Origin of the sequence: Pseudarthrobacter sp. AB1 (assembly GCF_014926485.1) — a bacterium.
Classification (GTDB): domain Bacteria; phylum Actinomycetota; class Actinomycetes; order Actinomycetales; family Micrococcaceae; genus Arthrobacter.
This window is the reverse complement of the sequence record NZ_PZKO01000013.1, coordinates 1-26,024: the sequence shown is the minus strand read 5'-3', so window position 1 is coordinate 26,024 and position 26,024 is coordinate 1. Positions and strand designations below refer to the sequence as shown.

General features: G+C 63.5%; 16 protein-coding genes. 10 read left to right on the top strand and 6 right to left on the bottom strand.

The window, feature by feature from the left end; genetic code table 11:
* Window positions 1–126 precede the first annotated feature (126 nt).
* The gene (locus DAD99_RS03840) at window positions 127–951 is read right to left on the bottom strand and encodes a FadR/GntR family transcriptional regulator (RefSeq protein WP_227007630.1); all 825 of its coding nucleotides are present in this window, start codon (window positions 949–951) and stop codon (window positions 127–129) included.
* A gap of 96 nt (window positions 952–1,047) precedes the next feature.
* On the opposite strand from DAD99_RS03840, the gene DAD99_RS03835 reads away from it, so the two are divergent.
* Genes DAD99_RS03835 through DAD99_RS03825 form a run of 3 tightly spaced genes read left to right on the top strand, consistent with a single transcriptional unit; the run spans window position 1,048 to window position 4,124 of the window.
* The gene (locus DAD99_RS03835) at window positions 1,048–1,926 is read left to right on the top strand and encodes a carbon-nitrogen hydrolase family protein (protein ID WP_193340422.1); all 879 of its coding nucleotides are present in this window, start codon (window positions 1,048–1,050) and stop codon (window positions 1,924–1,926) included.
* Between the two features lie 9 nt (window positions 1,927–1,935).
* Window positions 1,936–3,294 carry an APC family permease gene (locus DAD99_RS03830; RefSeq protein WP_193340421.1) on the top strand — a complete coding sequence of 453 codons (1,359 nt, stop codon included), beginning with the start codon at window positions 1,936–1,938 and terminating at the stop codon, window positions 3,292–3,294.
* Between the two features lie 47 nt (window positions 3,295–3,341).
* Complete coding sequence (locus DAD99_RS03825) at window positions 3,342–4,124, top strand: carbon-nitrogen hydrolase family protein (protein WP_193340420.1); 783 nt, start codon at window positions 3,342–3,344, stop codon at window positions 4,122–4,124.
* A gap of 80 nt (window positions 4,125–4,204) precedes the next feature.
* Here the strand turns inward: DAD99_RS03825 and DAD99_RS03820 are convergent, their stop codons facing one another.
* Window positions 4,205–5,878, bottom strand: coding sequence for a thiamine pyrophosphate-binding protein (locus tag DAD99_RS03820; protein ID WP_193340419.1), 1,674 nt, complete (start codon window positions 5,876–5,878; stop codon window positions 4,205–4,207).
* Between the two features lie 118 nt (window positions 5,879–5,996).
* On the bottom strand, window positions 5,997–6,500 hold the full coding sequence (locus tag DAD99_RS03815; protein ID WP_193340418.1) for an Lrp/AsnC family transcriptional regulator: 504 nt from the start codon (window positions 6,498–6,500) through the stop codon (window positions 5,997–5,999).
* 93 nt (window positions 6,501–6,593) lie between these two features.
* Here DAD99_RS03815 and hisC point away from each other — a divergent pair, with 93 nt between their 5' ends.
* From hisC to DAD99_RS22095, 3 genes are read left to right on the top strand one after another with little or no spacing between them, the layout of a single operon-like run.
* The gene (hisC, locus tag DAD99_RS03810) at window positions 6,594–7,703 is read left to right on the top strand and encodes a histidinol-phosphate transaminase (RefSeq protein WP_193340417.1); all 1,110 of its coding nucleotides are present in this window, start codon (window positions 6,594–6,596) and stop codon (window positions 7,701–7,703) included.
* Window positions 7,704–7,746: 43 nt separating this feature from the next.
* Window positions 7,747–9,159: an amino acid permease gene (locus tag DAD99_RS03805; RefSeq protein WP_193340416.1), complete on the top strand. Its 1,413-nt coding sequence runs from the start codon at window positions 7,747–7,749 to the stop codon at window positions 9,157–9,159.
* Window positions 9,160–9,181: 22 nt separating this feature from the next.
* Window positions 9,182–9,766 carry a hypothetical protein gene (locus DAD99_RS22095; protein WP_305072176.1) on the top strand — a complete coding sequence of 195 codons (585 nt, stop codon included), beginning with the start codon at window positions 9,182–9,184 and terminating at the stop codon, window positions 9,764–9,766.
* A 132-nt stretch (window positions 9,767–9,898) separates the two neighbouring features.
* Here DAD99_RS22095 and DAD99_RS21485 read toward each other — a convergent pair whose 3' ends face one another.
* Entirely contained in the window at window positions 9,899–10,699 is an 801-nt protein-coding gene (locus tag DAD99_RS21485; RefSeq protein ID WP_227007629.1) for an alpha-amylase family glycosyl hydrolase, read from the bottom strand.
* Window positions 10,700–10,820: 121 nt separating this feature from the next.
* Window positions 10,821–12,668: an SIR2 family protein gene (locus tag DAD99_RS03790; protein WP_193340415.1), complete on the bottom strand. Its 1,848-nt coding sequence runs from the start codon at window positions 12,666–12,668 to the stop codon at window positions 10,821–10,823.
* Here DAD99_RS03790 and DAD99_RS03785 point away from each other — a divergent pair.
* The 4 genes from DAD99_RS03785 to DAD99_RS03770 all read left to right on the top strand — a co-directional run bounded on the left by DAD99_RS03785 (window position 12,655) and on the right by DAD99_RS03770 (window position 25,223).
* Complete coding sequence (locus DAD99_RS03785) at window positions 12,655–15,810, top strand: DUF3427 domain-containing protein (protein WP_193340414.1); 3,156 nt, start codon at window positions 12,655–12,657, stop codon at window positions 15,808–15,810. The two genes, DAD99_RS03790 and DAD99_RS03785, sit on opposite strands and share 14 nt — an antisense overlap.
* A 541-nt stretch (window positions 15,811–16,351) precedes the next feature.
* Window positions 16,352–19,570: a helicase-related protein gene (locus tag DAD99_RS03780; protein ID WP_193340413.1), complete on the top strand. Its 3,219-nt coding sequence runs from the start codon at window positions 16,352–16,354 to the stop codon at window positions 19,568–19,570.
* Window positions 19,567–22,293, top strand: a complete 2,727-nt coding sequence (locus DAD99_RS03775; RefSeq protein WP_193340412.1) for a DUF1156 domain-containing protein — start codon at window positions 19,567–19,569, stop codon at window positions 22,291–22,293. Before DAD99_RS03780 ends, DAD99_RS03775 begins: the two co-directional genes overlap by 4 nt.
* Window positions 22,290–25,223 carry a DUF499 domain-containing protein gene (locus DAD99_RS03770; protein ID WP_309233195.1) on the top strand — a complete coding sequence of 978 codons (2,934 nt, stop codon included), beginning with the start codon at window positions 22,290–22,292 and terminating at the stop codon, window positions 25,221–25,223. Before DAD99_RS03775 ends, DAD99_RS03770 begins: the two co-directional genes overlap by 4 nt.
* A gap of 306 nt (window positions 25,224–25,529) precedes the next feature.
* Here DAD99_RS03770 and DAD99_RS03765 read toward each other — a convergent pair.
* Window positions 25,530–26,024 (bottom strand): transposase (locus tag DAD99_RS03765; protein WP_193340411.1); only part of this gene is annotated, 495 nt, incomplete at its 5' end.

Here is a 26,024-nt window from a genome sequence, read left to right as displayed (position 1 = left end):
CAAATCCCGTTCTTCTTTGGCGGATCCTGCCATGCACCCGCTGTATCCAAAGTCCCGCTGGCCTTCATTTTCCGAAGATGAGCTCGAAATGTTTTTCCGGAGAAGCCTACTAAGTCGGCTGCCTCGTCAGCAGTCAGAGGGTCCTTCATGGTTTCGTCCTTCCTTACTTGATGCGACTTGGTTTCCTTTTGCATTGTCGTGAGAAACGGTAGTAGGCGCTAGCCCCATAAACATCGTTCGGTGCAGGATGTCCACGTGCTTCCGGGAAACCTCCACGGCTTCCTGAATGTCCCCGGCGCGGAGGGCGGCCACCAGGGCGATGTGGTCGCGGTTGGACTTGTGCAGCTTCTCGATTGGGTAGGGGATGAAGTAGTCGTAGAGCTCGGCGAGTGTCTCGTGATAAACCTCGACGGCGGAGTCCAGGCACGACGCAGTGCCCACCAGTTGATGGAACTGCTCGTCCATCCGGTGGTAGTAGGACCAATCGGTCGCCTCAGCCATTTCCCGGGTCAGCCGCTCCAGCTCATCCAGCTGCTCAGCCGTGGCATTAACGGCCGCGTAATGCGTCACCGCGCACTCGAACAGCAGACGCCGGTCCACCAGCCTGTTCACCGCCTGGGATTCGGCAGGGGAAGCAGCAAGCTCTGCCAAAACATCCGTAGGTGGTGAATCCGCCACAAACGTGCCGCCGGCCCGGCCCCGCCTGCGCACCACCACACCCTGCTCCGCCAGGCTGGCCAAGGCGCGGCGGGCAGTTATCGGGCTGACCGAGAGACCCAGGGCCACGTCCTCCTGATCCGGCAGCCGCTCGCCCGGTTTCAAAAGCCCCAGCGAAATCGCCATCCCGATCCGCATCCGCACAGCATCCATCGCACTGCGGCGCTCCATGCCGGGCAGCCTGCCGGTGCCGAGGCGGGGGGGATCAACGGTGTCCTCCAGCTGACGGGTCATATCCGCTACTTTACGGCCCACACCGGCCCCCTTCCCTTTATTGGATCATGCTGATCTAATATAACCCGGATCACACCCCAACGCGGAGAAAAACCCATGCAACGCATCCTTCCCCTCATCGCCGCCCAGGCCCGGCCGCGGCTCATCGGCGAGCCTGTCTCGGCCTTCGGGGACGAGGTCAAAGAAGCCCTGGCAGCCCAGCCGCACAGCAAGCTGGTGGTCTTCCCGGAGCTGCACCTGTTCGGCGATGAAAACCCGGACCTGCAGCGCACCGAAATGCTCCAAGCAAGTGCCGAGCCCCTCGACGGGCCACGGGTCAAAGAGCTCAAACAGCTCGCCAACGACCTCAACATCTGGCTGGTCCCGGGCAGCGTCTGCGAACGCGGCCCCGAAGGCCAGCTGTTCAACACCCAGCTGGTCCTTTCCCCGGAAGGGGAACTCGCCGGCTACTACCGCAAGATTTTCCCATGGCGCCCGTTCGAGCCCTACGATCCCGGCGACAGGTTCACCACCGTGGACTTGCCCGGCATCGGCAGGGTGGGCCTGAACATTTGCTACGACGCCTGGTACCCGGAGGTGTCCCGTCAGCTCGCCTGGATGGGCGCCGACGTCATCCTCAACGTCGTCAAAACCACCACCCCGGACCGCAAACAGGAACTGATCCTCGCCAAGGCCAACGCCATCGTGAACCAGGTCTTTATGGTCAGCGTCAACTGCGCAGGCCCCACCGGCCAGGGCAAGAGCATCATCGTGGACCCGGAGGGCAACACCCTCGCTGAGGCACCCGACGATCAGCCGCAGCTGCTCACCGCGGAACTGGACCTGGCCGCCGTCGACCGCGTCCGCACGCACGGCACGGAGAACCTCAACCGGCCCTGGTCGCAGTTCCGCGAGGGGGAGCCCGCCGTCGAACTTTCCGTCTACCAAGGCCGGATCAACCCGGCCACCTGGACACCGCCGTCCTACAAGCCCTAAGGAAACACCGTGACAACAACCCTCACCCGCACGCTGAAGCTGCCCTCGCTGGTCCTGTTCGGGCTGGCGTACCTGACCCCGATCATCGTCCTGGGGATCTTCGGCATCATCGCCGAAACCACCGGCGGCGCCGCGCCCGCCGCGCCCGCCGCGTACCTCGTGGCGCTCGTGGCCATGCTGTTCACCGCGCACAGCTACGGCCGGATGGCCATCGCCTACCCCGTGGCCGGCTCCGCCTACACCTACGTCCGCCGCTCCATCGATTCCCGCGTCGGGTTCCTGGTGGGCTGGGCCGTCCTGCTGGACTACCTCTTCCTGCCCATGGTCATCTGGCTCATCGGCGGCTCCTACCTGAGCGCCCAGTTCCCCGGCATCCCCATCGGCGTCTGGATCGTGGGCTTCATCGTTATCACCACGCTGCTGAACATCCTGGGCATCAAGGTGGCGGACAAGGCCAACTACGTGCTGATGGCGTTCCAGCTGCTGGTCCTCGTGTTCTTCGTGGCGCTGGCCATCGGCAGCGTGGTGTCCGCCAACGGCGCCGGGGGACTGGCCAGCACGCAGCCGTTCTTCAACGACACGGCCAGCTTCGCCACCATCTCCGCCGGGGCGGCCATCGCCGCGTACTCGTTCCTGGGGTTCGACGCCGTCACCACCCTCACCGAGGAAACCATCAACCCGCGCCGCACCGTGCCGCGCGCCATCATGCTCGTGGCCCTGATCGGCGGCGGCATCTTCGTGGCGGTGTCCTACGTGACCCAGCTGGTCCACCCCGGCGGGGTCTTCGAGGACTCGGCGGCTGCGGCCAGCTCCATCGCCCTGCAGATCGGGGGGCAGCTGTTCGGCGCCGTGTTCCTGGCGGGGCTGGTGGTGGCGCAGTTCGCCTCCGGCCTGGCCGCGCAGGCCAGCGCCTCCCGCCTGCTGTACGCGATGGGCCGCGACTCGGTCCTGCCCAAGGCGGTCTTCGGCCGGCTCAGCGAGAAGTTCCACACCCCGGTGGCGAACCTGGTGGTCACCGGCATCGTGGGCCTGATCGCGATCTTCCTGGACGTGGCCACGTCGACGTCGTTCATCAACTTTGGTGCCTTCACCGCCTTCACGCTGGTGAACGCCGCGGTGGTGTTCCACTATGTGCGACAGCGCCGGGCCGGGCAGCAGCTGAACCCGGTGTCCTACGTGGTGGTCCCTGTGATCGGCGCCCTCATCTGCGCCTACCTGCTATCCCGGCTGGACAGCAACGCCATTACGCTGGGGGTTTCCTGGGTGGTGCTGGGCGTGGTGGTCCTGGCCCTGATCACGCGGGGCTTCAAGGCCTCGCCGCCGGAGATGGCGGCCACGGAGAAGGCGACGGTCGAGGCCGCCGCCTGACCCTGACAGTTTGAAGTGTGGCCGGTGGGCCCAGGGAAGGAATTGCCGTGAGGATAGCGCTGGGGCAGCTGGAGTCGGGCGCCGACATCCGGGCCAACCTCGCCGTGATCGACCGGTTCGCCGCCGAGGCAGCGCGTGACGGCGCTGTGCTGGTCGCCTTCCCGGAGTACGCCACCTACGAGAAGAAGAAGGTGGACGCGACGTTCCCGGCGGTGGCAGAGCCGCTGGACGGTCCCGTCTGCCGGGAGCTTGCCGACATCGCCGCCCGCCACCGCATCGCGTTGGTGGCGGGCGTGGTGGAGACGTCGGACGAGCCCGGCAGGGCCTACAACACTTTGGTGGCTTTCGGGCCCGACGGCGGCCAGCTGGCTTTCTACCGGAAGATCCACCTTTTCGACGCACAGGGTTTCGGGGAATCCACGTTCATCAAGCCGGGCCCCTCCATCGACCCGGTGGTGTTCGAGCACGGGGGAGTGCGGTACGGGCTGATGACCTGTTATGACCTGCGGTTCCCGGAGCTGGCCAGGTCACTGGCCGACGCCGGCGCACAGGTCCTGCTGGTCTGCTCGTCCTGGGTGCCGGGCGAGCACAAGACGGAGCAGTGGCTGGCGCTGAACACGGCGCGGGCGATCGAGAACAGCGTGTATGTGGCGGGGGTGTGCCAGGCGCCGCCGGTGTCGGTGGGCCGAAGCGTCCTGGTTGATCCGATGGGTGTGGTTGAGCTTGACCTTGGGCTGGATCCCGGTGTGCGGACAGTGGATGTTTCGCCGGAGACTGTGGCCCGGGTGCGGGAATCGTTTCCAATGTTCCGGCAGCGGCGGCTTCAATAGCTTCACCGTGGTGTGGCTGGCCAGTACGGTCCCGTCCCGGGCAGCCTTCATGCGGACACGTCAGGTGGTGGATCTGTGAATCAGCCCGCCACCGCCGCCTTCGCCTTCTGCTTGGCCTCCATCCATTCGCTCAGCCAGGGTGCCCGGACGCTGGACGTGATGCGGCAGTCGGCCACGAAGGTTCCCTTCGCGCCGGCGTCGATCCAGTCCCTGAGCTCATCAAGGTCCGCCAGTGAGCGGATGATGGCCGACTCGGCACCGAGGGCGCGGGCGATGCCGCTGAAGTCCACCTCGGGGATCAGCATGGGCTTTTGGGTCAGGCCCTGGGAGCCGTACTGGTGGATTTCGGCCCCGTAGGCGGCGTCGTTGTAGATCACGACGACGGCGCTGCTCGCCGCACCAATGAGCGATTCGAGGTCGGACAGGCCCATCAGGAAACCGCCGTCGCCGGAGGCCAGCACCAGGGTGCGGCCGTCCTCCAGCGCGCGGGCTGCCCCGACGGCGCTGGCAAGGCCCAGCCCGATGGCCTGGTAGGCGGTCCCCACCATGACCAGGTCCTGCGGCCGCGGAATCTGCCAGTACATGGGTGCCCAGCCGACGAAGTGCCCGCCGTCCTGGACCACCGTGCGGCGCTCCGGCAGCACGGCATCGAGTGCCGTGGCAAGGGAGCGCGGGTCCAGCCGGCCGTCCGGGGTCTCGTCGGAGCCTGGGTGGTGGGCCGGTCCTTCGGCCAGGCGCTTGCGGGCTTCCGCGCGCCAGGCTTCTGCGCGGCTGGCGTTCGGCGAGGCCGGGGCGTCCAGCATCCTCAGGATGTGTCGCGCGGCAGACTTCACGTCCGCGCTGACGAACGTATCCACCCGGGGGTGCGTCGGCTGCAGGGCGGCGTCGATCTGGATGACGGTGCTGTCCGGGCCGAGCAGGTGCCCGAACCGCATGGTGAAGGGGCTCAGGCTCGCCCCGGCCACGAGGACCACATCGGCCTCGCCCATGAGCCCGGCCGCGGTGTCGGTGCCGAAACCGCCCGCGACGCCCAGGTACCCCTCGCCTTTGAGGAGGTTGAGCGCCAGGGCGGTTCCGGCGGTCAGTGCGCCGAGGCGGTCGGCGAGTTCCCGGAGCTCCGGGCCGGCTCCGGCGAGATGCGCACCGCGGCCGGCCAGGATCAGCGGCCGCTTCGCCCCGGCAAGGAGGCGGGCTACCTGCCCAAGGCCGCCGTCGACGTCGTCCGTTACCTGAGGTGCCAGCGGCGCCAGAAGTTCTTCATCCGCAGCCTCGAGTGCCGCGAGGTCGTAGGGGATGGCAATCACGACGGCGGTGCGCTTGGTGAGCGCGTACTCCACCGCCTGCCGGGTGATGGCGCCCGCGGCGTCGCGGGTGACGGTGAAGGTAGCCGCGCCGAGGCCCGCGGCGATGGCCGCCTGGTCTACGTCCTGGGGCCGGGCGCCGCTGCTCGGAGCGTCCCCGGTGACCAGCACCACGGGGATCTGCGCCTGGACCGCCTCGGCCAGGGCGGTGAGCGCGTTGGTGTAGCCGGGGCCGTAGGTGGTGGTGCCCGCTGCGAGGCGTCCTGACGTTCGGTAGTAGGCGTCGGCCGCGGCGATGGCGGCGCCTTCATGGCGGACGGGGGAAAAGCGGAGGCCCAGCTTTTCCGCGGCGTCCAGGAAGTAGACGTTTCCGTTGCCCATGACGCCGAAGACGTCGCTGAGGTAGCTGCTGAGAACCTGTGCCACGCGGCCGGAGACGGTAAGAGTAGTCATGCAGGAAGCTTGTGGGCTGGTCAGCAGATAGGCAAGAGAGGCGGGTTTGGTTGGGATATTTGGCAGGACGATGCAGGCCTAAGTGAAAATATGCCCACTTGTGGCGTGGGTCACCCATCTAGCTGGAAGGGCGGGATTCCTGCTCGGAGAGCCGGCTCAGGAGGCCGTCGTAGCGGGGCGGCATGAGTTCCAGCACGGAAATGGCCGTGCTGGTCCGTTGGATCCCCTCGATTTCCAGGATCTCGTTGGTGATGCGGTAGAGGTCGGCCGTGCTGCGGGCCACCACCTTGGCCATGAGGTCCGCATCCCCGGTGGTGGCGTGCACCTCGATGACCTCCGGAATCGCGGCGAGCCCGTCTTCCACCGCACCTGTCCGGGTCTGGCTGATGGACAGCGAGAGGAAGGCCATCAGGTCATAGCCCAGCGCGGCCGGATCCAGCCTCCGGCTGAAGGTGCGGAGGGCGCCGCTGCGCTCGAGCCGTGCCAGCCGGGCGTGGACCGTGTTCCGTGCGACGCCGAGCGTCCGCGAGAGTGCCAGGGCGCTGGCTTCCGGATCCTTGTCGAGGGCCAGGATGATCCTGCCGTCGAGGGAATCCACGGTGCGAGAGTTCGGGATGGTCATATTTTCACCACGGTTGCTAGAAGTTGAGCAGAAGTCCCAATGGGATGAGGGTATCTTGCATTGTGGGGCGGGTCACAATCATGATCGTTCCTCATGACCAGTGATCAGCTCCTGACCGCACCGGACACCGCGCTTCCCACCCTTCGTGGCGCTGTGGCCGGACTTCCGTCTTACGTTCCGGGCCGCCGCGGCGCCGGCCTGGACATTGCGGCGCTCGCCAGCAACGAAAGCCACTACGCTCCGCTGCCTGCTGCCGCGGCTGCGGTGGCCGAAGCGGCCGGCACCATGAACCGCTACCCGGACAGTGCCGCCGTCGAACTCCGTGAACGGCTTGCCGGGCACCTGGGCGTCACGGCCGGGGAGGTCGCGGTGGGGCCCGGCAGCGTCGGCGTCCTCCAGCAGATCATCACCGGACTGTGCGACGCCGGGGATGACGTGATCTTCGCGTGGCGTTCCTTCGAGGCGTACCCCATCCTGGTTGAGCTGGCAGGCGCCCGGCCGGTCCGCATCCCGCTGGACAGCTTTGAGGGCCATGATCTCGATGCCATGGCCGCGGCTGTCACTGCCCGCACGAAGGTGATCCTGCTCTGCACCCCCAACAACCCGACCGGCGTGCCGATCAGCCATGAACGGATCGAGGCGTTCCTGCAATCCGTCCGCTCCGACATCCTCGTGGTGATCGACGAGGCCTATGTGGAATACGCCGAAGCGGGCAGCGGCCCCGATTCCCTGGCGCTCTACCGCCGGTACCCGAACGTCTGCATCCTGCGCACCTTCTCCAAGGCGTACGGGCTCGCCGGCCTGCGCGTGGGCTACGCCGTGGCGGCGCCGGCCATCGCTGAGGGACTGCGCCGGACCGCCCTTCCCTTCTCGGTGAGCGCGCTGGCCCAGAAGGCGGCCGTCGCATCGCTGGACGCCGGGGAGGAGATGGAAGCACGGGTCGCCGCCGTCAAGCAGGAGCGCACCCGGATGGCCGAGCAGCTGGAAGCCCAGGGCTGGAACCTGCAGGCGAGCCAGGGCAACTTCCTGTGGATCCGTACGGATGACCGCCTCCAGACGAAGCTGGTGGACGCGTTTGACCGCGCCGGCATCCTGGTCCGGGCGTACCAGGGAGACGGCGTGCGGATCACCGTAGCCGACCCTGCGTCCAACGATCGCGTGCTCCGGCTCCTTGAGGCTCACACAGTCTCGACAATCGACTGACCTGAAACCCCAATCCGTTCCACCCACAACCAGAGGACTCCCCATGGAACAACAGACAATGACGTCTGGCCGCGCACTGGGCGCCGCACTCAAACCTCGCCAGCTCACCATGATGGGGCTCGGAAGCGCCATCGGCGCGGGCCTGTTCATCGGCTCCGGCGCCGGCATCCAGGCTGCCGGCCCGGCCGTGCTGATCTCCTACCTCGTGGCCGGCACCCTCATCATCCTGGTGATGTGGGCGCTCGGCGAGATGGCCGCCGCCAATCCGGACAGCGGTGCCTTCTCCGTCTATACCGCCAAGGCCTACGGGCCGGTGGCCGGTGCCACGGTGGGCTGGCTCTGGTGGCTGCAGCTGGTGGTGGTCATCGCGGCCGAAGCGCTTGGTGCGGCAGGCCTGCTGGCCACCATCTTCCCGGCCCTCCCGGTGTGGCTGATGGCCTTCGTGTTCATCGTGGTGCTCACCGCTGTGAACCTCACCAGTGTGAAGAACTTCGGCGAGTTCGAGTTCTGGTTCGCCCTGCTGAAGGTGGCGGCAATTGTCGGGTTCCTGCTGGTGGGCGCGGCCCTGCTGTTCGGCTGGCTGCCGGGCGTGCAGTCGCCGGGCCTGTCCCACTTCACCGGTGCCGGGTTCGCGCCCAGCGGTTTCGCCGGGATTGCCACGGCACTTTTCGTGGTGGCATTTGCGTTCGGCGGCACCGAGATCGTGTCCGTTGCGGCAGCTGAAACCGCCGAGCCGGCCCGCAGCGTGAAGACAGCAGTCCGCACGGTGCTGTGGCGCATCCTGGTTTTCTACATCGGCTCCATCTTCATTATTGCGGCCGTGGTTCCCGTCGGTTCGGCGGGGCTGAAGAGCCCGTTCGCCGCGGTACTGGACGTCGCCGGCATGCCCGGCGCAGCCACCGCCATCACCCTGGTGGCGGTGGCAGCACTGCTCTCAGCCCTCAACGCCAACCTCTACGGCGCCTCCCGGATGGCTTACTCCCTAGCGGAGCGGGGTGAAGCGCCTCGTCTGCTTGCTTCCGTGTCCAAGGCCCGGGTCCCGGTGGTGGCAGTTCTGGCCAGCGTCGCGTTCGGCGTTGTCACGGCCGTGCTTGAGGTGGCCTTCCCCGAGAGGGTCCTCCCCGTCCTGCTCAACATCGTGGGCTCGACGTCCCTGCTGGTGTGGACGTCCGCGCTCCTCGCCCAGCTCGCGCTGCGCCTCCGGGCCGACCGCGAGGGAACGGAGCTTCCCCTGCGGATGGCCGGCTTCCCGTGGCTCACCGGCATGGGTCTCCTCATCCTCGCGGCGATCTTCACAGTGGGCTTCATCGGCGAGGACTCCCGGCCGCAGCTCCTGAGCACTTTCGCACTCGTAGCGCTTCTGGCGGTGGCGAACTGGCTGCACCACCGTTCGGGCAAGGTTCCGGCCGTTGTCGAATCGTCGGAGGGTGCTAAGCAGCCTTTGCTCATGGACTGAATCAGGCGCTTTGACCCATTTCGTGGGTTCCGTGCATGCGGAGGGCGCGTCCGGCTTTGGCGGGCGCGCCCTTCGCCATACGCGCTCGTTCCTGGGGTTCGACGCCGTCACCGCCCTGCCCGAGGAGACCATCGACCCGCGCAGGACTGTGCCGCGCGCCATCATGCTGGTGGCACTGATCGGCGGCGGCACCATCGTGACGGTGTCCTTCGTGACCCAGCTGGTCCACCCCGCCAGCGTGTTCGAGGACTCGGCCTCGATGGCCAGCTCCATCACCCCGCAGATCGGCGGGCAATTGTTCGGCTGGAGCCATCCCTCTTCGGCCAGCGGTTCTGCGCTGAGCAGCACTGTGCCGGACGGGAGCCTGACCGGTTCGGTCCCCATGGCAACGGCCACCAGGAAGTGGGCGCTCCGTTCGGAGACGAGGAGGCCGCCGGCCTCGATGCGCCAGGTGCCGCCGTCGTGCGCGGTAAATACACCCTTCTCCCACAGTTGGCGACGCAACTCCAGGGCACCCCTGGTCAGGTTCAGGCCAGAGTGCAGGTCTTGCTGCTGGAGTTCGATTGCGTGGGTGCCCCAACCGGCAGGCTGCGGCAGCCACGGTTGAGCCGCGGGCTCAGCCAGCGAGAATCCGTGGTTCAGCGCAGCACCTTCTGTCCACGGCAGCGGCACACGGGCTCCGTCGCGGCAGACTCCGCCGCGCGCCCGCATCGGATCCACCCGGGCAGCGGGCGGGACGTCAACCTCGGGCAGGTTGAGCTCCTGCCCCTGGTAGAGGTAGGCCCGGACGGGGGAGCCCCAGGAGGGCCACCAAGGCGGCGCGGGACCGCAGCGCGCCGACCTTCCCGCCGCCGAACCTTGTCTGAGACCGGACGATGTCGTGGTTCTCCAGCGCCCAGGTCGGAGTGGCCCCGTGCATTTGCCGCACGGCCTCGAGTTCGTTTCCGGCTTCGGCCCAAGCCGCCGGATCCCAGCCGAGTTTCACAAACGCGAAGGCAAACGCCTGCTGCATCTCGTCGGCGCGGGTGTAGCGTGCGGCGCGGGCCGGCTCCAGGTTGACCCCGCTCACCAGCAGGCGATGAGGTTCATACGTCTCGGCCAGGGCGCGCCAACAGCGGTAATCCTCGTGGACTTCCCCCTGGTCGGAGACCTGCGGGTTGGACCGCAGTCCCTCCACCACCCCGCCCGTCGAGGGAGAATCCGGCAGGCCCTCTGCCTTGAACAGGGCATGGGCGACGTCGATCCGGAGGCCATCCACGCCGTTGTCGAACCAGAAGCGCATGACACCATCGAAGTAGGCTCCCACCGCAGGGTTGTGCCAGTTCCAGTCCGGCTGCCCAGGCGAGAAAAGGTGCACGTACCAGTCCTCATCGGTTGAAGATGCCGGGTTGGCGCGGCTCCAGGCCCGCCCGCCGGAGACGCTCTGCCCGTTGTTGGGCGGGACGCCGCCATCAGCGCTCCCGGCGCCAGCGCCGTCGTGGACCCCAAAACCCGGCCCGGGACGAAGTGGAACATGTCCCGTTCCGGCGAGCCCGGCCAAGCCGCACCCGAGAATCGGGGCTGAGCATGTATTCGACCGCGACGGCGCAGGCGGTGAAACGGGGACCTGTCAACCGTGCCGGTCTCCCCTGTACCGGGTCGGGGTCTCGACTTTCGGAGGCTCAGCCATCTAGGTAGTCATCTCCCGATTCCCAGCCGAGCTCCACAAGGGCATCCTCAAGCACCGACCAGATTTCGGACGACTTTTCAGGTCGCTGCTCTCTCGCGAGAGCCAGCAGTTGTTGACGAAGACCCCGCTCCTCATGACTCAGCCCTTCTGTGTACAGCGGGGCCAAGAGGTAGGAATGGCTGTCTGAGGAAAATGCCCCGAGAGCATCTAGGAATATCTCAAGCTTTCTTCCTGCTGCCAGCACTAAAGCTGCTGCAGATTCTTCGTCGACGGGCCCCTGAGGGCGCGCATCATCAGTAACTGATATGAAGTCGAGTTGTCCTTGCCAAATATGCCTCTTAGAGTCAGCAGCGTCGAGGCTCAGTACCGTTCCGAAGGGTCGAGGTTGGTTCAACCTTCGCTTGGGAAGTGCGCGTCGTACGTCATGGATAATCTCGTGAAAATGATCGTCTTCTAGTCCAAATCCGACGAACAACATATGGTGCGTAACGAGATGCGCTTTGACTAGGGCAGAAAGTGCTTGGCGATTCGTGTTGTGGTCTAGGTAGTCATCCCGAGTCAACACGATCGATTCTGGTTTAGTCACTGTCCCGTGGAGTTTGAGTAGCCATCGATCGCCGGCAACGGGGTGATCGTCGGGGATGACCGTGCGCGCGAGTTCTGCGTCGCGGCAGGCGTCTTCGAACAGTGCATCATAGTTGAGAGTAATGGCGCCCGAAGAGGGCATCGTGGAAATCAACGCCGGCGCTAGTCCGTAACGGCTTTGTGTGACTTCAGCGCAAACCGCTTCTCGAAAGCCCATGGGAATAGACTTCCTCTGCCGTTCGAATAATCTTTCAAGTATGCCAGCTTGGTCAAGGAGGGGGAGTTCTCTGAACGTGACTGGGTCGATGTCTCCGAGATCGACGTGGCCCGTTAGACGCTTCAATAGGGTTCTCCAAGAAGGAGACCCAGCGCTCACGCTTACCCCGGCGCCCAGGAACGGAACGAGGCGGCCTTTCTTAGCTTCTTCGCCCAGTTCGGTGGCACGTGATAATTGCTCGGCACGGAGTGATCCCCAGGAGTCGTCCCGTGCCGCACGGCGCAGTTTCTGCGCAAGCGAAAACGCGGACTTATCCCGAAGGACAATAACAAAGTCCACGTTGTAGTCCTGGCTGGCTGAGGAGGCTGCTTCGAGTAGGGCTGTCAGCATCGCGCCCAGGTGCCTATCGGCACCTCCGCCTTCAGTCCCAAAAAAAGGAACGGCCAGCAACGGCAACGTTCGAGGGCGGGCTCGGGCCGCTATGGCGTCCACGGCGGCCTCAGCGAAAGCATGGATGCGCTCCTTCAAGGCGCCACTGGGCCACAAGTTGTCCACGGTAACGGACGTTAGCACCGGCAGCGGAGCATCTTCGGTCCACCCAAGAATTGCCTGGGCGAGTTTGGATCCGTCGCGAAAGTCCGCGCCGGCCGATTCTTGGGCATAGCTATCCAGAAAAGGAATCCTGCCTGTCCAGCTTTCTCGAATCCTTACTTTGGTGCTGGTTGGGAGGAGCCAGGCATCGCAATTTAGATGCAGTATGTCAGCCATAGCAACGAATACATGTGGAACTGGCGCCTCAGTTGGACTCGAATCTCTGTTCATGTCCGGAATTTTACAGGGCGCGGACAACGTCAGTTCCTGCAGAGTTTCGTCCAGTGCGAATTCCGCATTGCAAGGAATAAAGAGACGTCTAAGGTCGTACCGGGAGCACATAGGGAACCGCCGGGTGCCGGCGAAGCCGTCGGTTCCGACATTTGACAAGACCGCATTGGTCATTCGCCCGTGTACAAAATAGCCTGGCGCAGTGACTAATTTCATTGGGGGAGTGTCGGCCGAGCAGTTGCCCGAGGGTTTGTACGAACTTCTCAATACGGACGCGTTAGGCAAACTACTTAACAACACGGCAGAACTACAGCCGATCTTCGAAGAAGTCGATGAGGAAGACTCCCCGGACATCCTTTCCCGCCACGTCGCCGACGCCGTCAGGCGGGCACTCGTCGCAGCCAAACCGGACGATCGCGTGGCTCTCGCGAACAAGTTCCTCAAGGAACTGAACACCACGGACCGCATAGCCTCCGGTCCCACTCAACTTCAGTCCCTCAACCGCCCGGACACCCTCAAGCGCCGCCAACTTCGCCGTCCCACAACCAAGCTCAGTGATTCGGCACTCCTCACCAACAGCAAGGACGAGCCGAATCTCGCCGCGGAGCTCCGGGCCGAGATCGAGTCTGCCGACACTGTGGATCTGCTCTGCGCCTTCGTCCGGTGGACCGGCCTCCGCCTGCTCGAGCCGGCCCTCAAGCGGCTCAAGGAACGGGGAGCCCGCCTGAGAGTCCTCACCACCACTTACATGGGCGCCACGGAACGCCGCGCCATCGACGAGCTTGTCAACCGCTACGGCGCCGAGGTGAAGATCAACTACGAAACGCAGGCCACCCGTCTCCACGCGAAGGCCTGGCTGATCGGCCGCAACTCGGGCTTCGACACCGCGTACGTCGGGAGCTCCAACCTCAGCCAGGCTGCGCTGCTGGATGGCCTGGAATGGAACGTCAGGCTCAGCTCAGTTGGCACACCCACTCTCCTGCAGAAGTTCGAGGTCACCTTCGACAGCTACTGGGAGCAGCGGGCGTTCCAGAGCTACGATCCGGAACGCGACGGCGAAAAGCTGGACGCAGCATTGGAGCGCAACGGCGGCAGGCGCACCGCAGCGCCGGACGAAGCGACAGGGCTTGAAGTCCAGCCGTACCTTCACCAGGAGGAGATGCTCGAGGACCTGGAAGCCGAGCGCCTCAAGGGCTTCAACTACAACCTGCTAGTCGCCGCCACGGGTACCGGCAAAACCGTCATTGCTGCCCTGGACTACAAGCGCCTCTGCGAGGCTGCCGGCCGCGATCTGAAGCTGCTCTTCGTAGCTCACCGGCAGGAGATCCTCAAACAGGCCATGCGTACCTACCGTGATGTCATGCAGGACGGTGCTTTCGGCGAACTCTATGTGGGGGAGCACAAGCCGAAAGAGTGGAAGCATATCTTCGCCTCCGTCCAGTCAATGTCCTCGCTGGGCATCGAGCAGCTGGAACCCGACTTCTTCGATGTCGTCGTGATTGATGAATTCCACCACTCTATGGCGCCCACGTACCGGCGCCTGCTGGATCACTTGAAGCCGCAGCAGCTTCTCGGACTCACCGCGACGCCGGAACGTGGCGATGGAGTCGACGTCGCCAAGCAGTTCTTCGACGGGCGCACCGCGAGTGAGCTCAGGCTATGGGACGCCCTGGACGCAGATTTACTGGTGCCGTTCCACTACTTCGGAGTCTCGGACGACGTCGACCTCAGCCAGCTGGAATGGAAGCGCGGCAACTACGACACCACCCAACTCAGCAACCTCTACACCGGCAACGATGCCCGCGCTGCCAAGGTGATCCGCGAACTACGCGACAAGGTCACTGGCACCGACCAGATGCGGGCCATCGGCTTCTGCGTCTCGATCCACCATGCTCACTATATGGCCGAGGTGTTCAACCGGGCCGGCATTGCCTCCGTTGCTGTCGATGGCAGCACCAACGACGTCGACCGCGCGGCCGCGCTGGAGCGCCTCCGCCGGCGGGAGATCAACTGCATCTTTGCCGTCGACCTTTTCAACGAAGGTCTGGACCTGCCGCAGGTGGACACCATCCTGCTGCTCCGGCCCACGCAAAGTGCCACGATCTTCCTCCAGCAGCTGGGACGGGGGCTGCGCCGTGCTGAGGGCAAAGCCGTGCTGACAGTCATGGACTTCATCGGCCAGCAGCGCCGAGAATTCCGCTTCGATCTGCGCTACCGAGCGCTGACCGGTTATGGGCGCAAGGAGCTGGAGAAGGCTGTCGAGGATGAGTTCCCTTACCTGCCGTCCGGCTCCCAGATCGTGCTGGACAGGGTGGCGCAGAAGGTGGTGCTGGACAACATCAAGGCACAGCTGCGGTTCAACCGGGCACAGCTGGTCCGGGACATCGCCTCGCATGCCGAGACGGAGTTGGAGGCATACCTCGAGCGGTCCGGGAACGACGTGAAATCGATCTACCGGTCGACGAGGGATTCATGGACTGGCTATCTTCACCAGGCTGGGCTTATCGAAGGTTTCTCACCTCTAGAGACCGTACTCCGCGGGAAGGTCGAGGCGTTGTCGGACACGGAGGAGAAGAAGCTGCTGGCCCGCATGGCTGCGTTTATTCATGTGGACGATCCTGAACGCGCCGAGGCTTACTCGATGCTGGTCGGTCCGCATGCGCCCCGCTACGCGGAGCTTGGCATGCGGGGGCAGTTGTTCGCGCGCATGCTGTTCTACACGCTCTGGGACGACGGCGGCGGGTTCAAAACGTACGACGACGGACTCGACTACCTGCGCGGCTACCAGTTTGTCTGCAACGAGATCCGCCAGGTTGTGAAGCTCGGAGTGGCCGCGTCCAAGCACGCGGCCAAAGGGCTCGGCGCGGGGCTGCAACATATTCCGCTGCTGTCTCATGCGACGTACCGGCGTGAGGAAGTCCTGGCCGCACTGCAATACGGGTCGCTGGAGCTCGGCAAGAACGTCCAGCATCGGGAGGGTGTTGCCTGGTGCCCTGCGACATCCACGGACGCCTTCTTTGTCACCCTGAACAAGGATGACAAGAAGCACTCGGCGGCGACGATGTACAAGGACTACGCCATCAGTCCCGAGTTGTTTCATTGGGAGTCGCAGAACGCGACGTCACCGACGAGCCCGACGGGCCAGCGATATCTCGGTCCGGCCGCGCACGACTCGAATGTTCTGATCTTCACGAGGGACACGGCTGAAGACGAGACCGGGCTGACGGTACCGTACAGGTGCCTGGGCCAGGTGGATTACGTGCAGCACGCCGGCGAGAAGCCGATCGCAATCACGTGGAAGCTGCACCGGGCCATGCCGGCTGATGTGTTCGCAGCAGCGGCGGCCGTAGCTAACTGATGTGCCCCCGACCTTACGACTCATAATCGTGAGGTCGGGAGATCGAGCCTCCCCACCGCTACAGGCTAAGCCCCCGGAATCCCCGAGATTCCGGGGGCCTCTCTATGTCTGGGGGAGAACTGAGCTTACGCAGCGTTCCTTCAGCTCCCCTGAAAATCTCCGCGTTTCTCCTGGTTATGGATGATTTATGGATGATTTATGGATGTTTTGGCCAATCCCCACACTGTCTTGCCGGCAAGGCGCGTCGGCGCCAGAGGTTGCCGGTCAGGGAGCGTCTTTTGCCTCTACAGCTGTAGTGACGTGCGGAGCGATTCTGGAGCTTCCAGGCACCGCTAGAAGACTCAAAGAGACTTGACGCGGCTGCAGGTTGACTCTTCCAAAGCCACGTCCGCTGGTTGTCCGTGTACAAGCCGAGTCAAGACGTCGAGGCTAACCGAGAGGCTTTGCTCCTAGAAAAGTGCATGCGCGCATTTTACGACTCACTGTCGGATAGGTCGATAAGTCACGCGACCTATCCCGTCACCACCGTAAGGTGCTAATTATGACTTTTGAGAAGGGGCAGCGAATCCACATTCCTGGGAAGAATCTTCCCGAGTGGGTTTCCGTGTACGCGTCTCTCGACTCACCGCTAGGCCGCACCATCTTCATCGAGACCGACAGCGGTGTGTACACGCCCGTTGAACTGACCGAGGCTGAAGTCAAGGAGATTCGCACACTCGACAGCGACGGCGGAGCCAACTCGGCGCGAGTCCTCGCCGGAATGTGGAGCCAGTGGATGGCCGCGGCCGGAGCTAACGCGGACACCACAGTGCTCGCCTCCACGCCCCTACGGCCCTACGCGCACCAGTCCACGGCGGTGTACGGTGCCATGCTCCCGCAACCTCGGCTGCGTTTCCTACTTGCCGACGAACCCGGTACCGGAAAAACGATCATGGCCGGTTTGTATCTCCGTGAGATGCAGAAACTCGGATTCGTCAGCCGTGCAATCGTGGTTTGCCCCGCCGGACTCGTGACCAAGTGGCAGAGCGACTTCGAGCGGTTCTTCGGCGGGGAGTTAAGGCGCATCACCAATGAAACCATCCAACAGCACGGGCTTTCGGACCCCCACGACATGTGGGTCGTGTCTCTTGAACTGGCCGCCATGAACCCGGCAGTTCAGGAAGCGATTCGGCCCGACAGGGCAGGCTGGGACGTGGTGGTATTCGATGAGGCGCACAGGCTTACACCCACCGCAGAGACGTTCCACCAGGTCGGGCGACTGCTCGCACAGAACACTCCACGCGCACTGCTCATGACCGCCACGCCTCACCGGGGATCAGAGTGGTTGTTCCGGCACCTTCTCCACCTTGTCGACCCCGATGTCTATCCCGACCCCGGAGACGACCCGAAAGCCGAACTTCGGCCTATCAAACCCGGCCCAGTCCACTTCCTCCGAAGAATGAAGGAAGACCTTGTTGACTACGACGGGAGGACGCGGCTCTTCCGGGGGCGAACCGCCCATAATGAAATCGTTCCCCTAAACGCTGTCGAATATGCCTATTACGAAGAAGCACTCCGTCTCGTTGACGAGTTTTTCCCGCCAAGCGCTGTGCCCTTGGCACGCATGGTCTACGGCAAGCGAGCGGCTTCCTCGCTCCATTCGCTGCGAGAGACCCTCAAACGGCGGCGGGACCTCATGGGAAGTGAATCGCCAGCCGAGGCAGCCCACCGCCTGGACCCGTTTGACGAAGACCCGTCGGGCCAGGACGAAGCCCGCGTCATCGCTGAAGGGTCTCGGGCTGCCAAGGCTGAGCGAAAGGCCATCACTGGACTTCTCCGGCGTCTAGAGCCGCTCCTGAGTAGCTCTGACCTTGACGTCTCCAAGTGGAAGCCGCTGATCACCGACTGCTTCGCAAATAACGGTGTTCTGCCCGGCAATAGCGAGCAGGCGGTCATCTTTACCGAATACGCTGATTCCGCGGACTGGATCGTGGCAAGGCTGCGAGCGCAAGGCTTCACCGCGCAGCGGTACTCCGGCAGGGATAGCCATGCGAGCCGTGACGGAGTCCGGCTCGACTTTATGGCACGCAGATTCCAAATCATCGTTTCTACCGACGCAGGCAACGAAGGAATCGATCTGCAGTCAGCCCATGTACTCGTCAACTACGACATCCCATGGAGCTTGGTGCGCCTCGAACAGCGAATGGGTCGCATTCACCGCGTCGGACAGACAAGAGACGTGCAGTTGTACAACCTAATCGCCAAGGGCACGCGCGAAGGTGCGGTCCTCGAAGTCCTGCTCACCAACTTCGTCAACGCCGCCAACCAACTGTCGGGCAAGATGTTCGACTCCCTCTCCCTCGTGGCGGAACTGTCAGGGCTTTCTGAGAACCGCCTGACAGGACTTATGTCCGACAGCTACGGAGACGACCAGGACAGGCGCTCTGAGGCGTTGCGGGCCGTTCAGGCCATAACCACTGCGCAACTTCGCAGTAACGCCCAGGAAGCTCATCGCGTCGAAGCAGCGCTCGCAACAACTGTCAACATCGCCGAGGCCATCCGCCGACGCAACGCCGAAGCACTTGAGCGGATCAACCCTGCCATCATCGAGGAGTATCTACATCGGCTGAACCTCGCCAAAGTTCTGTCCGTCGTCAAGACGGCAGCAGGAGATGGGATCCTCAGGATCCAAGGTCAAGCCGGACCACTCCCCAACTCCTTCGGTATGGACCGGTCCGCCCTCATTGCAACGAGCGGCAAGGCGCTCAGTGAAGCACAGCGCGGTGGCGCGTCTCTGGCGAATGTCTTCGCCTTGGGGCCCGGTGAACCGTCCTTTAACGATCTTGTCGGCTACGCACGCGACGAACTCGGACCCGACGTATACCGCGGCGGACTGGTCACCGACCCCACCACCATCGGCGACTACGAGCTTTTCGCCTTCCACGGAACCATGGCCGACGCCGACCAGCGGCGCAGCACGCCGTGGGCGGCACTTATCAGAGTAGATCGCGTCGGGGCACGACGGGTCGCGTGGGAAACTCTCGCGAATCTAGTCCCCGGTGCGGGCGTGGCCGGCCCTGTCCACCCCGGACGCCTTCTGGACGCCCAGTCACGAGCCGATCAGCTCGCCGAGGCAGAGCAGGACGCCCACCGCGAAACTCTGCACGCGTGGCTCGCACAGGCCGAACGGGAACTGCTCGAGCTGCCAAGCAAAATCAGCCGCGACATCGCCGACCGCAGCGAACGGCTCGCCGTGCGCGCTCAAATGGACAGTATGGTTAATGCCCGGTTAAATGGGCTTCGCCGCATGACGCAGGTGACCATCACCGACGTCCGGCTCGCATCGCACATCAAGGTCAAGTCCGCCGGCATCCCGCCGGATCCCACCGAGAAGGACAGTGAAAACATCGCCATGCGGAAAGTTCATGACGAACTCGTCCGGGATGGCTTTGCAGTTGCTGATGTACACCTCGAAGGGCGCGGGTACGACCTCTACGCGACTCGAGGACAACTTCAACGGTGTGTGGAGGTCAAAGGCGTGTGGACATCCGCAGCCAGCCAGGGCATCCGCCTCACGGGTAACGAGATCCTGACTGCTACCCAACAACGCAACGACTACTGGCTCTACGTCATCGACGAGTGCTCGAACGGAGAAGGAAACGTGTACGGCGTTTATCGCGACCCGGTTTCGACCTTTGACGGACTCATCAAACAAGAAGCCATCTTTGCTGTACCAGGATCTGCTCTCAAGGCGGCACGCAATCAGGAGAACGACACATGACCCGCATGATCGAACGATGGTTCCCCTGCGCGGAAGTTAGCGACGCGTCCACCGCCGGGTGGGGCAGCGGCAACACGGAATCGGCGCTTTGGGTCTGGTTTGCTAAGCGGCCCCTCGTTCAGGCAAAAGCAGCAGTGCTGACAAGCCTGCTCCCGTGGCCGGACCATCCGGACGAGCAGCAGCGGCTGCGGGACCTGGTCCGCAGGGCACTCAACGGGTACGAGGCTGCCGCTCGGGAGATCGCGGATGAACTCGCTAAGTCCTACCCTAACGGTGCCGCCATTTTGGATCCCTTCTCCGGTCGCGCAATGATTCCACTCGAGGCGGCTCGACTGGGTGCCCGTTCCTCGGGAATCGACTACTCGCCATTCGCCACTTTGGGTGGTTCTCTCCTGGCGGACTTCCCACTTCGCGACTGGTCCGCGGAACCGCCGATTCCCTTTGCTTCAGGACAGACCTCATTCGGACCGCGTCTCCTAGATGATGTACGTGGCGTGCTCAACGAGGTGGGGCAGCGCTTCACAGCAGAGATGCAGCCCTTCTACCCGGAGTACGAGGGTAAGCAGCCTTGGGGTTACCTTTGGGCTTCAACTCTGCCGTGTCAGGAGTGCGGCAACCGCTTCCCACTCGTCGGGCAATTGCTCTTGCGTCAGCCGCGACTGAAAAAGGGAGACTCAGGACAGAGTTTCCGATTGGTGGTTGATCAACAGGCCGGCACGTTCAGCGCAGAAGTCCACGAAGGCACTCCCGTCGGAACTCCTACAAGGATTCAATCCGGTAAGAGCAAGTATTCGTCCTCGGGGCGCGTGGCGGTCTGCCCATTCTGTGAGCACGTGCACCCGAAGGCCGTCCACACCAGGCTCAGCGCGGAAGGCCAGCGGCGAGATGCCCTCCTGGTTGCCGCGGACATCGACGAATCCGGAACGAAGGTGTTTAGGTCTCCCACCGAAGAAGAACTCACCGCAGCCGAGGCCGCCCAGCACGCCGTCGCGCAGGAAAAGCCCTTCGATGAGCTCTCGGCTGTTCCCGATGAGGCCATCCCGGCTGGAAACACATGGACGATTCAGTCAACGAATTACGGGGATCGCGTGTACGGGGACCTGTGCGTCTCGCGCCAGAATCTGACTCTGGTCAGCATCGCAAGAGCCATCAATTCCGTTTCCGAGGATATCCTCGAGGCAGGCGTATCCCCGGACTACGCGAAAGCGCTCGCTGGCTACGCGACCGCGGCGATGATGCGGAAAATCCGTCGCTCGACACGCGGAGCGCGCCTTCAAATCACAGGTGGCGCACGAGTCGGCGACATCTTCGTCAATCAGTCGTCCGTGGCGTTCTCTTATGACTGGTTCGAGAGCGCGCTTTCCGACGGTCCCGGGTCCTGGTGGTCACTGGCGGACCAAACCGTCTCTGCGCTGAAAGGATTCCTGAACCGGCAGGGTGGAAGTCCGGCCTACATTAGCCGTGGTTCGGCAACGCAACTGTCATTCCGCGACTCATCGCAGGATGCAGTCGTTACCGATCCGCCTTACGACGACATGATCGATTATTCTGATTCGTCTGACTTGTTCTATGTGTGGGCAAAACGGGCGATGGCTGTCGCTGACCCGTCGCTGAGTTTCACACTCGACCGCAACGGTTTGCAAGACAAAGCGGATGAGATCATCGTCAAGCGCGGCGGAAGCCAGTCGAACGACCACCGCACGCAGCAATTCTATGACGACACGATCAGTCAGGCCTTCGCCGAAGCACGGCGCGTAGTCAACAGCGACGGGGTGGTCACCATTGTGTTTGGCCATGGTGACCCCGATGTCTGGCACCGACTCCTGACCGCCATTACTCGCGCAGGGCTCACCCTCACAGGCTCCTGGCCGGCAAAGACGGAGCAGGGCGGAGCCGCGGTTGGTTCAGCCAACATCGTGACGACGCTGACAATGGCCTGTCGTCCGGCACCGGCAGGTCGCGAGCCTGGCCGGGCCAACGTGGTCGAAGCCGAAGTCAAGCGTGAAGTCAGTGCCCGCGTTCCTGACTGGGAATCAGCCGGTTTAGCTCCGACCGACCAACTCATGGCCTCAGCTGGTCCGGCGATGGAAGTCGTCGGCAAATACAGTGTTGTTCTTGACAACTTGGGCGAGCCAGTCGAACCCGACAGATACCTCCTCGTGGCGCGACGAGCCGTAGAGCAGGCAGCCTCGGTGCAGATCGATGATTTGCCAATAGAAACCTTCGACGCGCGCACCCGGTTCGCCCTCTCCTGGGTCCGTCTGTATGGGAGAACTGTTGCGCCGAAATCCGAGGCTCGTTGGCAAACCCTCGCCTCTGACCTGCCGGCCGACGCTCTAAAGGGTGTGCTGAAGGAAGCAAGCAGTGGTGTCCGACTTGCCTTCGGCAGTGAGTTCAAGGCGCACATTTCAGACACATCCCACGTCATAGACGTCGCTCTGGCGATGGCCAACGTGTGGACAGACGGGCTTGATGCTGTGGCGGACGTGCTCGCAGCGTCAGACCGAAGTCTCGACGATCCCTACCTCTGGGCGGCGATGTCCTTCTTGTCTTCCCGACTGCCGGAAGCGGATCAAGACGGGATCGCGTGGACTGGCCTCGTAAGGAGCAAACGGGGCATCGGTTCTGCGACTCGCCACGTGGTTACGACCCAGAAGCGTGCCGATGAAAAAGCGCAGGCATGGACCCTGTTCGATGACGTTGTAGACGGAGCACAAAAGTGAGCAAGACGGTGACACCATGGTGGGAAACCTTGACCATCCGTCCGGAGATTATCCATGCTTCGGGCCAGATTGACGATGTGCAGATGTCCCTCTATCAGGCGGTCTACGGGGAAGGCTTGCAGCGCCCACCCTACGCGGATGCTGCCTACTACGGGAAGATCACACACCCGTCACCGCAGTTCATTCAGTTGCTTGCTAACGTTGCCGTCCGCCTAGCAGGTGGTGCTAACCACACCGCCGCGCCGGCCCTCTGGCGATTGGATCAGGCCATGGGGGGAGGCAAGTCACACGGTCTGATTGGGCTTTACCACCTTGCGGCGGACCCCAAGAACCTCAGCGGTACGGACGTAGGCAAGCAGGCACTAACGGAAGCGTGCAGCATCGCCGGGGACCGAATCCCCAGTGATCTGAACAGCCCGCAAGTCGTTGTCCTTGCATGCGACAACATGACCGCAGGCAAAGGCGTCTATGATCTCGATGGTCCCGCCGTCACGCTGCACGAGCGTTTCCTTTGGAGGCTGTTCGGCGGAGACAGGGCCATGTACGACCGATACAAGGACCACCATGCGGACAAGAGCAAGATCGTCGATGCACTTAGGGCCGTCAACCGCCCTGTCCTAATTCTTGTGGACGAGATCATGGACTACATCCGACAGTTGTCCGATAGGGCCCTGCACGACTTGGCGATTAGGGATCTTGCGTTCCTGCGTGCATTACTCGATTCCGTAAACGACGTTGCAAACGTCGCAATGGTTGTGGTGATGATTGCGTCCGAGAAGGACAGCATGGACCTCGACCGCGAGGGCCAGTCGCGACGCGGGGAACTTGACCAGTTGCTTGTGCGCAACGGCAAACCTGCCACCATCAACGACAACACCGACTTCGCTGCGATTCTTCGACGACGACTCTTTGAGGCTCCTGCGCCTAGCGAGGTCGTAGAGGCCACAGCGAAGGTCTTCGCGCACTCGATGAACGGGTCGTGGCAGTCAAAGGTATTCGACACCCTCGGGGCCAGTTGGACCAAGACGTGGGAAGAGGAAGTTAGTCGCTGCTACCCTTTCCACCCTCAGCTGATCTCGCTCGCCGAGCAGGAGTGGTCCAAACTCTCCGGCTTTCAGAAGGTGAGGTCGACTATTCGGATATTTGCAGCCACGGTGTATACGCTGTCGAAGCGGACCGAGAGGGGAGAATGGGCGCCACTGCTCATCGGTCCTGGTGACTTACCGCTCTCGCAGGATAGTGTGCGTGAAGCGATCATCGGGTCCGGTCTCATCGCGGATCCGCGCGCGCAGTCCAACTTTCGCAGCTTGGCGTCCGCCGACATTGTGAGCGGCGATGACCAGACAGGGTCAGCACGCATCTTGGATAAGGAGCGCAACGGCTCTTCGTTCGATACCGTAAACCCCCGCGTTGCTGAACGCGGTGCAACCTGCCTCTTCTTGTGTTCTGTCGTCGGTTCACGAGGGGGTGGCCGACAGGGAGCAAGCGAGCCCGAGCTCAAGGCGGCCATGTTCACACCGTCGGCAAAGTTTGGGCTCGCTGACGCAGACTCCGTCCTTAACGATCTCAAAGATGTCGACGGCGGGGGACTGGCCTCGGTGGAAGTCATCCCAGGCAAGGGGGGTCACCAGCCGCGCCTGGTCATATCGACCCGGCAGACGCTAAACATGCTGGTGCGCGCGGCTCGTGGAACTATCAGTGAAGAAGAACGCGACGCAGAGATCGCAAACGCGGCAGAACGCCTCTCATCGTCGGGGCCGTTCAAAGTCGCCATGTTCGTTGCTGGCGACCTGTCCCGCTCCCCTCGGGAGGTGCTCGAGACTGCAGGCATCGACGATGCACGCTCCACGCGCCTCGTAGTCCTTGACCCCCGGCAGTTTTCCCTTCTCAACGGAATCGACAAGGATACACGCGCAGCTGTGCGCGCAGCGATGGGCTTGGGCGAGGACAAGTTTCCAGTGCAGTGGGCGTCGTCTGCTGTCTACGCCATAGTGAACACCCAGAGACGGGGCCTTGCCAGGGGTGCCGCGGTCACCTACCTCGCATGGACGCGTGTATGCGAGATGTCGGACGTCCAGTCGGACCCTGAACTCGCCGACAAGGCGAGATCCGAAAAGGTGGAATCGAAACGGAACCTCGAGACGGCGATCCGCAGGGCCTACCAGCATGTCATGTACCTCGACCTAGCGGACGAGTCCAACGGCGAGGTGCGCATCGAGAAGACTATAACGTTCGAACACGAGAATCAGTCGTCGCTCGACGGCACGACTGTTTGGATGGCGCTGTTCGAAGCGCAAAAGGTAGTGGACGTCGGCACTTTCAACGCTAAGGCATTGCTTCACAACCTTCGCGCTAACGACTATGGCAAGCCTCTCGACGAGGTTCGAGACCTCTTCTGGGGAACACCACGAGTGCCGCTGCTGCCGGGCGGCGAATCTGACTTGCAGCGCGCCATATACGAGGCAGTTGCAGCCGGATCGATTGCTCTAGTCGGTAATGACGGCGTGGAACGAAGCGTGACGGGCCCATCGGAAATCGGAATCGGACAGTCCGGCGTGCGCCTGTCGAAGCCCCTGCCGCCGGAACCTGAAACACTGACAGAAGAACCCACCCTGGGCGACACCCCAGTTGACGAGGAGAAGTCAGTACCGCCGGGCCGCGAAGGCGAAAAAGCAGGTGGCCAAGATAAACTACAGCGTCCACCTGTGGCGGAGAAGCAGATTGCCTTCTCGCTTCGCACAAGCCTGTTGCAGGACCAGCCGAGGGACACACTTTATGCCTTGCTGCAGGCCCTTGCCGACATGGTGGACGAGGGCAAGTCGTCGTACGCTGAAGTGATGTTCAAAGTCCGCGTAGATGGTGCATCCGCCGACGCAGTGGCCGATCTGGTACGCAAGGCAGGGGGCAACCCCGATCTCCGAGACGTTTAGGCGCACCAACTGCTTCTCCTCGCTGGTCTTCGCCCGTCGAGCAACATAAGCCCACCCGTCGCAGTCCCGTGTGTGAAGCGCCGATAAGCTTCTGGATCTCAGCCACGCTGTTGCCCTTCGCATGTTAGCCCGGATTTTTCATCGGACGGCGGTCGGGGCGCCGGGTCCGGGTTTTTGTCGTCCCGGCGGGCTGGATCGGATTTAGGGCGTGGCTGAAGGGCCCCGGGGTCGCGGGGCGGGGCGCGGGCTTCCACTGATCCCGTTGGCGTGCTCTTTCCGGCTCGTTGGTTGACGGGGGCTGCGGTGTCAGGTCCGCAGCAGGTGTGCGGGGCGGTTAGCGGCTGCGGCGATCCGGCTGATCGCTTCGAGCAGTGCGGCGATGAGGGGTTTCTCCGGTGCGGCGTCGGGCAGCAGCAGGTGGGTCCGGCGGGCGCGGGTGATGATCTTGCCGGCGGTGGCGAAGAGCCGGTAGCGCCAGCGTTTGATGTCCCAGCCCCGTGCCTTGTGGCCGTCGGGCAGGGCGGTGAGCTGGAGCCAGGAGACCAGGTTCGCGGCCAGGACCGCGAGGTTCGCCCAGGCCTGGTTCGCGGCGAAATCGAAGAAGGGGAGCTTGCTCAGGCCGGTGTTCTTCAGCGTCTTGATGCGGTTCTCGGCCCGGCCGCGGGCCCGGTGCCGGGCGTCCAGGAACGGTCCGTGCCAGCGTGGGGCATTCGTCAGGAACGCTGTTACACGGTGACCGTCGATGTCGAGCAGGGTCGGTGTCGCACCGGGGTGCAGCGGTTCGGCGCGCAGGAAGATCTT